The following is a 13397-nucleotide window of genomic DNA, read 5'->3' as shown; positions in this document are numbered from 1 at the left end:
TTTATAGTTAAAAAACTTGTGGATTTATTTTATAAATCGAGTATATTTTATTGATTATACTAGCTAAAGATATAAAAATAAGAATTCTATAAAGCAATAAAGATATGAAGTATATAAAGAAGTAAAAACCGTAAAAATAATGAAGATAATAAATATATAAAAGATAGAAAATAAAGATGAAAAGAAGTAAAAAATAGTAAAAGTATAAAGGTGTAAAAGATGAAAAGAAGTAAAAACAGTAAAGATAGGAATAAATAAGAATCATATAGTAATATAGATATAAAGTTAGATTAATAATATAAAAAATAGATACTATTAGGAGGAAATACTATGAATATAACAGTGTATTGTGGATCGAATATGGGAAGCAATAAAAAGTATAGAAGTTCAGCAATAGAATTAGCTAAGTGGATATGCAAAAATGATCATAGCTTATTATATGGTGGTGGAGCATCAGGCTTAATGGGTGTAATTGCAGATACTGTACTAGAAAATGGAGGAAAGGTTTTGGGGGTTAGGCCAGAATTTTTATCAGATATTGAAGCTGCACACTCAGGAGTTACTCAATTAATTAAGGTTGAAAATATGAGTGAGAGAAAAAAAATAATGATTGAAAATGGAGATCTATATATAGCACTTCCTGGTGGATTGGGAACATTAGAAGAAGTATCAGAAGTTTTATCTTGGTCTATGATAGGAAGAATTTCTAATCCTTGTATTATTTTAAATATCGATGGATTTTATGAAGATTTGAAAAGTCAATTCATAAAAATGGCTGACGAAGGATTTTTGAGTGAAGAAAATAATAAAAAGCTAGTATTTATTGATTCAATAGAAGAGATGGAGGAATATCTATCTGGCCTATATAAAAGCTTAAGTAGTAAAATAGTTTAAATAAATCTAGTTCTATATAAAAATATTATATACTTGATATATTTTGTATGTTCTATAAATAATAAAAAGCCATCACTTTAGTAGATGGCTTTTTATTATTGGTTTATCATTCTTCTTCCATAAAAAATACTCTAAGTTTACTTATTTTTTCAATCATTTTTTTATTATTTATATGAATAATATTGTGTCTATCAAAGTTATTCATAATAATAGCTCTAACAGAAATACCATTATTTATACAGTGTTCATATGAGCTAATAGCAGCATTTATAGAGCCGAGACCACTTGGACTTACTAGTAAGACATCAGTATTAAGCTCTTTTATTAAATCTGTTTGCATAAATAGTGTATCTTTGTATTCATAAAGTGTACAAACTATTCCACCACAACCTTCTATAACACAATAGTCCATATTTTCTGTAATGTTTTTAAAATCATTCAATATCTTTTCGACTTCTATATGGCAGTTATTTACTTTTGCGGCTAAGTGTGGAGAGTAGCTTTCTTTAAAAACATAGCTTACTAGTTCATTCGCACTTTCTTTCAAATGAGAGTTTTCAACTAGATACTGACAGTCGCCAGCTATCAAATTATCTGAGTCGCCATAAGCACCACTAAGTATTGCTTTATAGTAGATGGTAGAGATATTTTTACTTGAAAGTATATTTACTATCTTGCTACTTATAAAGGTTTTGCCAATATCAGTATTTGTTCCACTTATAAATATAGAATTGGAACTTGACTTGAGGCTATCTTTTTCATTATTTTCGACTTTTAAAAGAACTTCAGAAATATTATCTATATGATCTATATCCAGATTTGTATTGTTACTTTTCACTGATAACCCAAGGGAGTGAAGCATATTGATATCTTCAGATGTTTTTATACCTGAAGTTGTCAACATTTCTCCAGAAATCATAGAGTCCACACCACATTCTATAGCGGATTTACCCTTATCTGGAAGCAAGACTCTGCCTCCTGCCAACCTTATATTTTTATCTGCTAATATAAATCTATAAATTGCAAGAGACCTTTTAAAATCGTCATATTCCAAGATTTTATTATTAGCTAAGGGCGTATTTTTTATAGGATTTAATAAATTTATAGGTATAGAATCAACGTTTAAGTCTCTTAGAGTGAAGGCTGCATCAATTCTATCATCAATTGATTCACCTAATCCAAAGATAAGTCCGCTACAGACAGATAATCCTGCCTTTTGAGCTGCTTTTATAGTTTCTATTTTTTCATCATAGCTATGTGTGCTACATATATTTGGAAAAAATGATCTTGAGCTTTCAAGGTTATTGTGGTATCTGCTTACACCTGAATCTTTTAGTTTTTTTAGTTGCTCAAAGTTTAAAAGTCCATTTGATGAACAAAGTTCTATAGGGCAAAGGGAAGATATCATCTCGAAGCTTTTGCAAGATATTTCAAGGTCAGAATCAGATAACTTTCTACCTGATGTCACTATAGAAAATCTATTGACTCCATTTTCATAATTATCAATGGCAGACTTTAGAATATCTTTATTATCAAGTAAATCATAGCTTTCTATATCTGTGTCATAGTATGATGATTGTGCACAAAAACTACAATCTTCACTGCACTTGCCGCTCTTTGCATTGATAATGGTACAAAGTTCAAAATTTGTAGAAGAAAAAAACTCCTTTATTTCTTTAGCACAACTTGATAGTAAATCCAAGTCGGCTATTTTTAGATACTGTAAATCTTTTAACTCTAACTTGTAGCCGTTTAAAATCATATTTTTAATTTCAACTGTTTTTAGGTTAGCTCTTTCTATTTCCATACTCATTATATTTTCACCACCCTTTTAATTTTTACAGCCAATATAGATGCTAGAATAGTCATTATAAAATCACCTGGCATATCAATTGGAAATGCAGATAGTAAAATAGCTATAAAAGGGATTTTAAAAGATAAGTAGAAGTTTAAAATCATATACTTATAAGCGAATCCGACTATATATATTACTAAAAATCCTGACAGACCTGATATAAAAAATTTAGAAAAACTATTAGCATTTAATTTTTCGCATAGATAGCCTACAAGATATGCAGACAAGATAAATCCAAGAAGATATCCGAAAGTAGGTTTTAGTAGATAGCCGATTCCGCCACCTGCTGCAAATACTGGTAAACCAATTAGTCCCATAAAAACATAGCTTGAAATAGATATTAAAGCTCTTTTTGATCCTAATAACATTCCTGTTAACATTACAAATAAATATTGTAAAGTAAAGTAGTCCGAGTTGGGAAGAGGTATCTGTATAAAAGCACCTATACAAGATAATGATGCAAATAATGAGCATAGAACCATTGACTTCACATCAAATGTTTTATTCATTTTCATAGTTTTTTCTGTCATTTTATTCTCCTTTTAATCCATATAATATCAGTATATTAACATAAAAAACGGACATTGTAAACTATTAAAATAAACGGGTTTACAATAGGTTTTTTAAAAAAGGATTTTATCAAAAGCTTATATATTACAATTTTTGCTAGTATTTTTTTATTTTTTTTGATAAGATAATATGGGTAGTAATCCTATATATGAATAAAAAAAGCAATTTAACTAAGAGAAAATGTTGATAAAGCAGTCTATGCTTTAATGAAAAGGAGAAAGTTATGAGTAAAGTAATGATAGTCGGTGTTGCAGGAGGGTCTGCCTCAGGAAAAACAACTATTATTGAGAAATTAAAAAAAGAGTTTAAAGAAGAAATAGAAGTTCTTTGTCATGATTATTACTATAAATCAAATGATGATATTTCTATGGAAGAAAGAAATAATTTAAACTATGACCATCCAAACTCATTCGAAACAGATAGGATGATAAACGATATAAAAAAGCTTAAATCTGGGGAAGAGATTTATAGACCAGAATACGACTATACAATACATACAAGATCTAAGAAGGAATATCTAGTTAAGCCACAACCTGTAATTATAATAGATGGATTTTTGATATTAGAGAATAAAGAGCTTAGAGATTTAATGGATGTTAAAATATTTGTGGACACAGATGCAGATGAAAGATTGATGAGAAGGATATTGAGAGATATTTCAGAGAGAGCCAGAACAATAGACTCTATATTGACACAGTATAGAGAAACTGTAAAGCCTATGCACGAGGAATTTGTTGAACCTTCAAAGAAATATGCTGATATTATAATTCCTAGAGGTGGAGAAAATATAATAGCTATTGATATGTTAGTAAAACATATTAATTCAATCTTAAAAAATAGATAAAATCATTTTGATAGTTGGCATTTGCCAACTATTTTTTATTTTTGCGATAAAATCTTGAATTTATAAATAAAAAACCTTTTCTTTGCAACCTTACATTTCTGTAAGAAGAAAACAATTTATATATCTGATATAATATGTTTTATACAAAAAAAGAATTGGAGGTATAATTATGGAAAAGGCAATATTTAAGAATTTTAAAGGACTAACATCCTATCAACTAAAAATATTAGGAATTATATTGATGGTATTTGACCATATTCACCAGATGTTTTATATGAATGGAGTGCCTATGTGGTTTACTGGAGTGGGAAGACTTGTAGCACCGATATTCCTATTTTTATCTGCTGAAGGATTTTATTATACAAAGAATAAGAAAAAGTATATGGCTAGATTATGGATTGCATATATATTAATGTCTGCATGTTCTATAGTAATACAAAAGGTCATGCCTTTGGATTCAGTAGTTTTAATGAACTCTATATTTGGAACAATATTTTTGGGATTATACTATATGTATTTCATAGATGTAATGAAATTAGCTATTAAAGATAAAAACTTTAAAAAAATAATACTATCTATTTTGGCATTTTTGCTACCTTTCTTAATGGGAGCTTTAGTTTTAATTTCAGCATCTAAGAGTGTATTATTGATGCAGGTACTTGCAGTTATATTCCCAACACCTATACTTGTAGAAGGTGGTGTTCTTTGGATAGCACTAGCAGTATTATTTTACTTGTTAAGAGATAAAAATTTATGGATTAGAATGATGCCACTTATTTTAATGTCAGTGTTTGTATATATCACAGGTAATAAGTTGCAGTCATTGATGCTTTTATCAATAGTACCAATTTCTATGTATAATGGAAAGCCTGGAAGAAAGGGAAGTAAGTACTTCTTCTATATATTCTATCCAGCACATATTTATTTACTGTATACAATCTCATATTTTATAAATAAATAGTTTGGAAAAGGGCCTCATATGAGGTCCTTTTTGTATATAAAAATATGATGAGGTCATGATGTAAGAAGAATCGCTGGACAAAATAATTATGAAACAGCATATAAAGTGGCTGATAGTCTAAGAGAAAAGACTAATAATAAAAAAGATATGATTTTAGTTGATGGAACAGACTTCCCAGATGGAATCACTATTAGTTCACTGGCAGCTAAGTTTAAGTCACCTATTCTTTTGACAACACCAAACAATACTCATCCAACAACAGCAAAGGCTATAAATGATTGGACAATTGAAAATATATTAATTGGTGGAGGATATAATTCAGTATCTAATAGTATAGAAGATAAGCTAGATATCAAAAATAAGGAAAGAGTAGCTGGCAGCAATAGATATAACACAGCCGTAGAAATATCTAAGAGATACACAGAATCTACAGAATTAGGTAAAAGGTAAATGATGAATAAGTAAAAATATTAATTGCTTATAAGCAATGGACTAGATAGGTAAAAAATATAGACTGATTAAAAATAGAACTTAAGTAATAAAAAGAAAAGAGGCTTATATAAGCCTCTTTTCTTTTTTATATGTTATTTTTTAATATATCTTTTGCCGAAAACTTATCATCTATTTCTAATACTAAGATTTTATCATCATCTATATTAGAATCTAGTAAAGAAAAGGATCTAATATTAGGATTAGTATATGTTTTAAAATAATAAGTCAAAGTATCATGCATTATATAGGAAACATATTGTGTATAGTCAATAGAGTTGTTGATGGTTTTAACACTACCCTTTGTAATCATAACATTATTTAGTATTGCACAAGAATCTGCCAAAAGATCTTCCTGTGATTCTCCAACATTACAGCTAAGCTTATTGAAAAGCGTCCTTACAAACCTAGATGGAGGAGTGAAATCTCCAGGAAGTCCAAAGCTACCACTGCCTTGACCAAAAGGTTGTAAGAGCAAGTCCCCTATTTTTCTGTCTTCACGCTGGTGTATATCTAGACCTATATAATTTCTTAGATTAGTATAGTGCCAGTCCAAATCAGGGCTATTAGTCAGCACACCAACTTTATTTTCATAAACTTTAAGGCCTTCATCTAGGGGCTCTATTATGATTGAACGAGAAGATGAATCAGTGATTACCCAATGTAATGGGGCGGCCTTTCCTATAAAGTCCAAAGTGTGATCTAATATATTTATATTTTCGATATTTTCTAGAATTTCTTGGCTACTTTTAAAGTTTGATAAAATATAATGTAAAAATTCGTGAGGTGCAAGATTTACTTTGTCTTTATATTTTTCTTTTGAATAACTTGAAAATCCTTCAAAATAAAGAGCTGCACAAGATAAACCGTGCTCATTGATCCCATCAGCAAGGTAATAGTCACCAACATTTTTTCCTAGTCCACAAAAAGCATAGTGCTTATTAAGCTTTCCTTCAAAGATAAGATTCATTTCATAATTTCTAGGGAATGAAACAAACAAGGGGTTTAATTCCAGTGAAAAATCCATAGTTCTTGCAGAAATAAGATTCGAATTACTATTTTTTAAAACGATATGTGTGCACATAAAAACCTCCTTAAATTAAATATTAAATTATTATAAACAGTATTCCTTAAAAAATACTATACTGAATAAAAGTCAATCTTATGATATATTATTATAAATACAAATAAATTTCAAGTTAAATAGCTGATATAGCGATTTTTAGAAAATTATATGCTTATTATAGAATATTTCTAGCAATATTTATCTAATAACTATAAAAAATAAGGTAAAGATAATATGATTTTGGTATAATTGAGTAAAAGTAAAAGTAAAAGTAAAAGTAAAAGTAAAAGTAAAAGTAAAAGTAAAAGTAAAAGTAAAAGTAAAAGTAAAAGTAAAAGTAAAAGTAAAAGTAAAAGTAAAAGTAAAAGGAGGTTTATTATGAAAAAAGCATTACTTGTTGTAAACCCTAGTTCTGGCCTTGAAAAAGCTAAGGATTATGAAGAGCTAGCTGAAAAAAAATTAAAGGAAATATTTGATGAAGTAAAAATAAAATATACAGAGAAAGCAGGAGATGCTAGAAACTTTACAAGTGAAGCAGCTGAAAAAAAATATCACAGCGTTTTTGTTATGGGCGGTGATGGTACTGTCAATGAGGGGATAAATGGTATAGCTGAAAAAGAATATAGGCCTAATTTTGGTTTCTTTCCTTTAGGAACAGTGAATGATTTGGCTAGAGCCTTATCGATTCCACTAGATCCTAAAGATGCAATAGAAAATATAGATATTTCTAAAAGAAAGAAAATAGATATAGGTAAGATAAATAATAGTTACTTTATGAATGTTGTGGCTATAGGTGTTATTCCAGAAGCTATAAATGATGTTGATTCTAGTAAAAAAACAAGACTAGGTAAATTTGCATACTTTATATCTGGATTTAAACATTTTAAATATACTCAGTCTTATCCTTTCAAAATAATGGCAGATGGAAAAGAAAGTGAGATACAAAGCAGCATGATTTTAATAGGATTGACAAACTCTATAGGGGGCTTTGAGCAGATTTTACCGAATGCAAAAGTAGATGATGGTTACTTACATATGATTTGTTTGAAAGATGAGTCTGTTATTGATACTATAAGAACTTTTCCAGATTTATTGAAGGGTGTAGATACATCTAGTAAGCTTGTTGCTTATAAGAAGTTTAAAAAGGGGCATATCGAATCAAATGATGGTGTAATATTGACGACAAATATAGATGGAGATGAGGGTGATATACTTCCAATTGATGTCAGTGTATTGGAGTCACACATAGACGTCTATTGTTAATGAGCTATAATATATTTAAGAGAGTATATTTATAGTTTAAAAATGTTATCTTGCAAAAGTGAGAGGAGATGTTATTTATGGACTGTCCAATATGTGGAAAAGAGATGGAAAATGGAAGAGTGGAAAGAGAAGGAATAGGTGGCTATGATGAAAAGTATGTCTTTATACCAGAAAAAGATATAAGTGCTAAAAGGATAAAGAGAAAGATACAGGAAAGAAGAGTAAAAGTATCTATAAACTTATCGCATGATTGTACAGCTTGGCACTGTCAAGAATGTAAGAAGTTACTTATGATGATAAATGAAAATAGAAGTGATTAATAATAAAAACTCCCTTGGACTAGTCATAGGGAGTTTTTATTATTAATTTTTCATTTTTGCATAGGCTACAAAGCATAATATGGCCTGTAATATAACGAACATAAAGTACATTATGAAAAGTATCATAGAGACACAGTACAATATAGCTGCTACTAATATGAAGTTTCTCTTATTCATAACATACCCCAAAATATTAAATAAAAGAGCAATGGCTGTACATATTATGTGTGGAAGGACAAGCATTGTTGCTATTCCAGCACCAATAGCCTCAGCACTATCAGTAGAGTTTAGGCCTGTATTTGTGAAATAAGTAATTATAAAAAGTAGATATAAAGCCCCTAGTATAAGAGAAATTAAGGCCAGTTTACTTTTTTTTGCTTTTTGAACTTCATTAGAAATGGTTTTGTTACCTATATTTTGATCCATTTGATAGTCCTTTCCTAGCTTATATTATTAAAGCTATAAAATATAATTATCATTTTTGATTTCTAAATATTATAGTTAAGAAAATGATAAGATTTAAAGTTGAATAATGTTATGGTAAATGTTTATTTTTTCCTTTAAAAACAAATATTTTCATTATTCTTTTAATTTAAATATAACATTATAAATATTTAAAATCTATATAAAAATATAGAGTAAGCCATAATAAATGTATGAAATTATACATTTATTATGGCTATTAAAGGACATAAAACTCAACATAAAGACTTATAAGCATTGAAAGGTAGTGTGTAGAAGGAAATATTAATATACATATATTAATTTAGAATAAATATATAAAAATGTAAAAGTGAAATTTTGAAAGCTAAATAAGATAATTTATAAATAAAATATAGCTATTAAAAATATATATAGAAAATACTTAAGATTTTAGCAATATTAAAAATAAATAAATAAAAAAATATTTGCTTTTTTCAGAAAAATTAAATAAATATCATGGAAAGATAAGGAAATATTCTGTATAATATAATGTATAGGCAGAATTCAAGTTAAAAGTTAAAATTATATTGATTATATTAGATTTTATTGTATTTTATAATTTTGCGCCTATAGAATATAAAATAGCATAAAAATTACTTGATGGCTAAAGACTTATATAAATAGAGGAGACGTTGATAATATGTTTAGTGAAATTAGTATTAGGGGCTACTTTCAAATATTGTTGGGTTTTATTTTAATATTTGTGAGTACTAGCACTATAAGGCATCAGAAGAGATTGGAAAATCCTAAGACACTTATAGATGGTAAGGTTTTGAGTTCTAAGCTGGTCAAGGAAATGGATAATCAGGGCTTTTATAGACAGTTTTATTATAAGTTAAATATTGAAGTTAGAGATAATAACAAAAAGAAAAGATATACAATAAACAGTATGGATGAGTATAAAAAAGGGGATGATATAAGCATAATGACAGATGCATCTAATAAGTTGAAAATGAAGGTTTTCAATAAAAGCAAGACATTTTTATTAGGTCAATGGCTTATGCTTGTAATAGGATTTTTTATATTTTTAACGCCATTTGCAAAGATGAAGTTTTCAGAGACATATTTAACAGCTTTAATGGCACCCTTATCGAGCTTAGTAGGAATAGCTCTAATATTTGTATATTTGAAAGAAAAGAAGAGAAATTTAGAAGAAATAGATTCAGAGATAGTAGCTGTATTGAAGTGGCAGAAAATAAATGTTAATGAAGAAGGAGAGAAAAAACATAAGGCAGCAACTGCCCTATATTGTCCCGTTTTAAAGTATGAGTATGATGGTTTAGAAAAGATAAGAAGAAGCAGGCTACATTCAAATGACTATAACTTTTATCCTTTGGGTAAGAAAATGTCTATCTATATTGATAAGGACAGTGGAGAAGTTTTGGAGGAGAGACCAAAGCAGAGTATGTTATTGATGGGGTTAGTACTTCTTATAATGGGAGCAATTGGAATAGTAGCTATATATATTTAAGTTTAGAAAAAACATATAGAAATTTAAAGTTATTATGTTTATAAGTTAGAAAGTTTGATTTAAAATAGATTCAATCGAATTATTAAAAATCTATAAAATAGAATATGGATATATAAGTAAAAAAGTTATAATTATAAAAAAAATAAAAAATAATTATAAAAAATATATCTGTTATATTTTCATAAAAAGATAAAAAAATTTAAAATTCATAAAATGACTGAAATTTTAAGACTTTTAAAGCTTTTTTTGCAATAAAAATGAGTAATTTATCATTTATAAAAAGTTATCTTATAAGTTTAAAAGAGCAATTTTTTTGATACTTAAAGCCCTTATCATATTTGACATAATTTGTTATAAGTTATAACATAGTTAGTGTAACTAATATTTAATTTATAAATCTAAATGATTAGAAAGAATATTAATTTTAGTGAAACGGAGGTGCTATTATGATTCAATTTTGTAATGTTACAAAAGAATATAGGGGAAATCCTGTATTAAAAAATCTTAATATGGAAATACAAGAAGGTGAACTGACGGTTATTATAGGTCCTAGTGGATGTGGAAAAACTACTACCTTAAAAATGATTAATCGTTTGATACCTATTACTGATGGAAAAATCTTGATTGACGGTAAAGATATAAATGAAATGGACAAGGTTAAAATGAGGAGAAATATTGGTTATGTAATCCAGCAAGGTGGTCTATTTCCTCATATGACTATTAAGGATAACATAGAAGTAATAGAAAAGCTTGAAAAAAAGGATCCTAAAAAGATACTTGAAAAAACACATAGCTTGATGGAAATGGTGGATTTGGATCCAGAAGTATATCTTGATCGTTATCCAATAGAAATGTCGGGCGGTCAGAGGCAGCGTATTGGTGTAATCAGGGCTTTGGCAAATGACCCAGATATTATATTATTTGATGAGCCTTTTTCAGCACTTGACCCAGTGACAAGATCTAATCTTCAAGATGAACTTATGGAGATGCAGACAAAGATAAAAAAGACTATGGTATTTGTAACTCATGATATGGATGAGGCCATCAAGATAGCAGATAGAATTTGTATATTGAAAGATGGTAATATTGTTCAATTTGATAAGACTGAAAATATACTGAGAAATCCTGCAAATGATTTTGTTAAAAACTTTGTTGGTGCAAATAGAATTTGGGATTCTCCTCAATATATTAAAGTTGAAGATTTCATGATCAAAACACCAATAACTTGCAAGGGTGATATGATTAGAAATAGATGTGTAAAGAGGATGAGAGATCACAATATAGATAGCTTGATTGTGGTTGATGATGAAAAGCGTATTAGAGGAATAGTTACAAGGTCTTCTATATTCAAGGCAACGAGTCCTATAATGAAGGCAGAGGAATTTATGTCCAAGGTAAGATATGTTGCTCATGTTGGAGACAATATGGTTGATGTATTAAAGATGATAGAAGAGTCAAGTGTAAACAGTATTCCAGTAATAGATAAAGATGAAAAGCTAGTGGGACTTCTTACAAACAGTAAGATGGTGTCTACTTTGAGCAGAAAGTTCTTAATGGAAGACAATTCAGAAGAGGAGGCGATTAAATAATGGCTTCACTAATTTCATATATGTCACAAAATAGTTCACAAATTATATCACTTCTATTGGAACATATAGAAATGACAGTAATAGCTGTTGTGTGTGCAATACTTATAGGAGTTCCTTTGGGTATCTTGATTAGTTATATCAAGAAGTTAGGAAAGCCTATTATGGGTGTTGCAAATATAATTCAAGCAATACCAAGTATGGCTATGCTAGGTTTGGCAATACCATTGTTAGGTATTGGTGTATTACCAGCGGTTGTGATGGTAACAATTTACTCTCTTTTACCGATAATAAAAAATACATACACTGGAATATCTAGTATTGATCCAGATTTAGTAGAGGCTGCAGCGGGGATAGGTCTTACAAAGTGGCAGGTTCTATCAAAAATAAAGATACCAATGGCACTACCTGTTATAATGGCTGGAGTAAGAATATCTGCAGTTACTGCAGTTGGGCTTATGACAATGGCAGCATTTATAGGTGCTGGTGGACTTGGATTTTTGGTATTTTCAGGTATAAGAACAGTAAATAACGCACAGATATTATCAGGTGCTATACCAGCTTGTATATTGGCTTTAGTAGTAGATTATTTAATGGCAATAATTGAAAAACTTGTTACTCCGATAAGTCTCCAGAAAAGCTTTAGCAAGTCAAAAGAGCAGTTAAAAAAGCAGAGAAAAAAACAGAAAGTAACTTTAGGTATAATAGTAGCACTAATAGTTGCTATGGTAGGTAATTCTTTTATAACTGGAGCTAAAAAGAATGAAAATACTATAACTATTGGAGCAAAAGACTTTACAGAGCAAGTAATACTTTGTCATTTATATGCAGATATGATAGAGCATGATACAGATTTAAAGGTAATAAGAAAAGAAAATCTAGGTGGCAGCCAAGTAGCATTTGGTGCTATGAAAAGTAATGAGATAGATATGTATATAGACTATACAGGAACACTTTATGTTAGTATATTGAAGCATAAGGCAAAGTCTGATGAGATGCAGGTATTTAATGAAACTAAAAAAGAGCTTGATGAAAAGTATAACTTGAAGGCATTTAATCCAACTGTATTTAATAATGTTTATACTCTTGCAGTTAGACCAGAAACAGCTGAAAAGTATGGACTTAAAAATATATCAGATTTAAAAAAATGCGACAATGAAATAAGGCTCGGTGCTACTTTAGAATTTTTAAATAGAAAAGACGACGGTTTACCAGGACTTGTTGAAAAATATGGATTTAATTTCAAGGATACTATAGGTATAGACAACTCACCAAGATTCCTTGCTTTAGAAAATAATGAAGTAGAAATGATAGATGCATTTGCTACTGACGGATTATTAAAGAAATATAATCTTACAGTGCTTAATGACTCAGATAAATACTTCCCACCATATAATGCAGTTCCAGTAGCTACGGGAGATACTTATAAGAAGCATCCAGAAATAGAAGCTTCTGCCAATAAGTTAAGTAAGGTTCTTACAAATGAAGTAATGCAGGAGTTAAATTATAAGGTTGATGAAGAAGGTCAAGAGCCTAGAGATGTAGCAAGAGATTTCTTAAAAGAAAAGGGACTTATATAAAAGTTTAAGCTTTTG

13 protein-coding genes are annotated in these 13397 nt (G+C 28.9%); 9 read left to right on the top strand and 4 right to left on the bottom strand.

All coding sequences use genetic code 11. The features are described 5' to 3' along the window. Nucleotides 1–330 precede the first annotated feature (330 nt). Entirely contained in the window at nucleotides 331–894 is a 564-nt protein-coding gene (locus UF10_RS06140; RefSeq protein ID WP_106776942.1) for an LOG family protein, read from the top strand. 106 nt (nucleotides 895–1000) lie between these two features. Here the strand turns inward: UF10_RS06140 and bioB are convergent, their stop codons facing one another. After that, nucleotides 1001–2701, bottom strand: coding sequence for a biotin synthase BioB (gene bioB / locus UF10_RS09500; protein ID WP_330403935.1), 1701 nt, complete (start codon nucleotides 2699–2701; stop codon nucleotides 1001–1003). A 5-nt stretch (nucleotides 2702–2706) separates the two neighbouring features. Then, the gene (locus tag UF10_RS06130; RefSeq protein WP_330403934.1) at nucleotides 2707–3279 is read right to left on the bottom strand and encodes a biotin transporter BioY; all 573 of its coding nucleotides are present in this window, start codon (nucleotides 3277–3279) and stop codon (nucleotides 2707–2709) included. Between the two features lie 263 nt (nucleotides 3280–3542). On the opposite strand from UF10_RS06130, the gene udk reads away from it, so the two are divergent. From udk to UF10_RS06115, 3 genes are all read left to right on the top strand, one after another. Beyond that, nucleotides 3543–4163, top strand: a complete 621-nt coding sequence (gene udk, locus UF10_RS06125; protein ID WP_106776941.1) for a uridine kinase — start codon at nucleotides 3543–3545, stop codon at nucleotides 4161–4163. A 169-nt stretch (nucleotides 4164–4332) separates the two neighbouring features. Further along, complete coding sequence (locus UF10_RS06120) at nucleotides 4333–5124, top strand: TraX family protein (protein WP_106776940.1); 792 nt, start codon at nucleotides 4333–4335, stop codon at nucleotides 5122–5124. A gap of 69 nt (nucleotides 5125–5193) precedes the next feature. Continuing rightward, nucleotides 5194–5574, top strand: coding sequence for a cell wall-binding repeat-containing protein (locus UF10_RS06115; protein ID WP_106776939.1), 381 nt, complete (start codon nucleotides 5194–5196; stop codon nucleotides 5572–5574). 127 nt (nucleotides 5575–5701) lie between these two features. Here UF10_RS06115 and UF10_RS06110 read toward each other — a convergent pair whose 3' ends face one another. Beyond that, a complete protein-coding gene (locus UF10_RS06110) occupies nucleotides 5702–6697 on the bottom strand; it encodes a choloylglycine hydrolase family protein (protein WP_106776938.1) in 996 nt (331 codons plus the stop codon). Nucleotides 6698–7057: 360 nt separating this feature from the next. Here UF10_RS06110 and UF10_RS06105 point away from each other — a divergent pair, with 360 nt between their 5' ends. After that, a complete protein-coding gene (locus tag UF10_RS06105) occupies nucleotides 7058–7942 on the top strand; it encodes a diacylglycerol/lipid kinase family protein (RefSeq protein ID WP_106776937.1) in 885 nt (294 codons plus the stop codon). Nucleotides 7943–8019: 77 nt separating this feature from the next. Continuing rightward, nucleotides 8020–8262, top strand: a complete 243-nt coding sequence (locus tag UF10_RS06100; protein ID WP_106776936.1) for a PF20097 family protein — start codon at nucleotides 8020–8022, stop codon at nucleotides 8260–8262. Between the two features lie 42 nt (nucleotides 8263–8304). On the opposite strand, the gene UF10_RS06095 is transcribed toward UF10_RS06100, so the two are convergent. Beyond that, nucleotides 8305–8688, bottom strand: a complete 384-nt coding sequence (locus UF10_RS06095; protein ID WP_106776935.1) for a hypothetical protein — start codon at nucleotides 8686–8688, stop codon at nucleotides 8305–8307. 697 nt (nucleotides 8689–9385) lie between these two features. Here UF10_RS06095 and UF10_RS06090 point away from each other — a divergent pair. The 3 genes from UF10_RS06090 to UF10_RS06080 all read left to right on the top strand — a co-directional run bounded on the left by UF10_RS06090 (nucleotide 9386) and on the right by UF10_RS06080 (nucleotide 13382). Next, nucleotides 9386–10216 carry a hypothetical protein gene (locus UF10_RS06090; RefSeq protein ID WP_106776934.1) on the top strand — a complete coding sequence of 277 codons (831 nt, stop codon included), beginning with the start codon at nucleotides 9386–9388 and terminating at the stop codon, nucleotides 10214–10216. A gap of 446 nt (nucleotides 10217–10662) precedes the next feature. Beyond that, complete coding sequence (locus UF10_RS06085) at nucleotides 10663–11805, top strand: betaine/proline/choline family ABC transporter ATP-binding protein (RefSeq protein ID WP_106776933.1); 1143 nt, start codon at nucleotides 10663–10665, stop codon at nucleotides 11803–11805. Continuing rightward, a complete protein-coding gene (locus tag UF10_RS06080; protein ID WP_106776932.1) occupies nucleotides 11805–13382 on the top strand; it encodes an ABC transporter permease/substrate-binding protein in 1578 nt (525 codons plus the stop codon). The genes UF10_RS06085 and UF10_RS06080 overlap by 1 nt, the downstream gene beginning before the upstream one ends. The last annotated feature ends 15 nt before the right edge of the window (nucleotides 13383–13397 follow it).

Source organism: Peptostreptococcus russellii (genome assembly GCF_003012055.1).
GTDB lineage: Bacteria > Bacillota > Clostridia > Peptostreptococcales > Peptostreptococcaceae > Peptostreptococcus > Peptostreptococcus russellii.
The sequence above is the reverse complement of the archived record's forward strand: the minus strand, read 5'-3'. Positions and strand labels throughout refer to the sequence as shown.

Excerpts from the sequence above, each read along its gene's own strand:
- udk (WP_106776941.1), top strand. The coding sequence starts at position 3,543 with ATGAGTAAAGTAATGATAGTCGGTGTTGCAGGAGGGTCTGCCTCAGGA.
- UF10_RS06100 (WP_106776936.1), top strand. The coding sequence starts at position 8,020 with ATGGACTGTCCAATATGTGGAAAAGAGATGGAAAATGGAAGAGTGGAA.
- UF10_RS06110 (WP_106776938.1), bottom strand. The coding sequence starts at position 6,697 with ATGTGCACACATATCGTTTTAAAAAATAGTAATTCGAATCTTATTTCT.
- UF10_RS06090 (WP_106776934.1), top strand. The coding sequence starts at position 9,386 with ATGTTTAGTGAAATTAGTATTAGGGGCTACTTTCAAATATTGTTGGGT.
- UF10_RS06095 (WP_106776935.1), bottom strand. The coding sequence starts at position 8,688 with ATGGATCAAAATATAGGTAACAAAACCATTTCTAATGAAGTTCAAAAA.
- UF10_RS06130 (WP_330403934.1), bottom strand. The coding sequence starts at position 3,279 with ATGACAGAAAAAACTATGAAAATGAATAAAACATTTGATGTGAAGTCA.
- bioB (WP_330403935.1), bottom strand. The coding sequence starts at position 2,701 with ATGGAAATAGAAAGAGCTAACCTAAAAACAGTTGAAATTAAAAATATG.
- UF10_RS06120 (WP_106776940.1), top strand. The coding sequence starts at position 4,333 with ATGGAAAAGGCAATATTTAAGAATTTTAAAGGACTAACATCCTATCAA.
- UF10_RS06105 (WP_106776937.1), top strand. The coding sequence starts at position 7,058 with ATGAAAAAAGCATTACTTGTTGTAAACCCTAGTTCTGGCCTTGAAAAA.
- UF10_RS06140 (WP_106776942.1), top strand. The coding sequence starts at position 331 with ATGAATATAACAGTGTATTGTGGATCGAATATGGGAAGCAATAAAAAG.
- UF10_RS06085 (WP_106776933.1), top strand. The coding sequence starts at position 10,663 with ATGATTCAATTTTGTAATGTTACAAAAGAATATAGGGGAAATCCTGTA.
- UF10_RS06080 (WP_106776932.1), top strand. The coding sequence starts at position 11,805 with ATGGCTTCACTAATTTCATATATGTCACAAAATAGTTCACAAATTATA.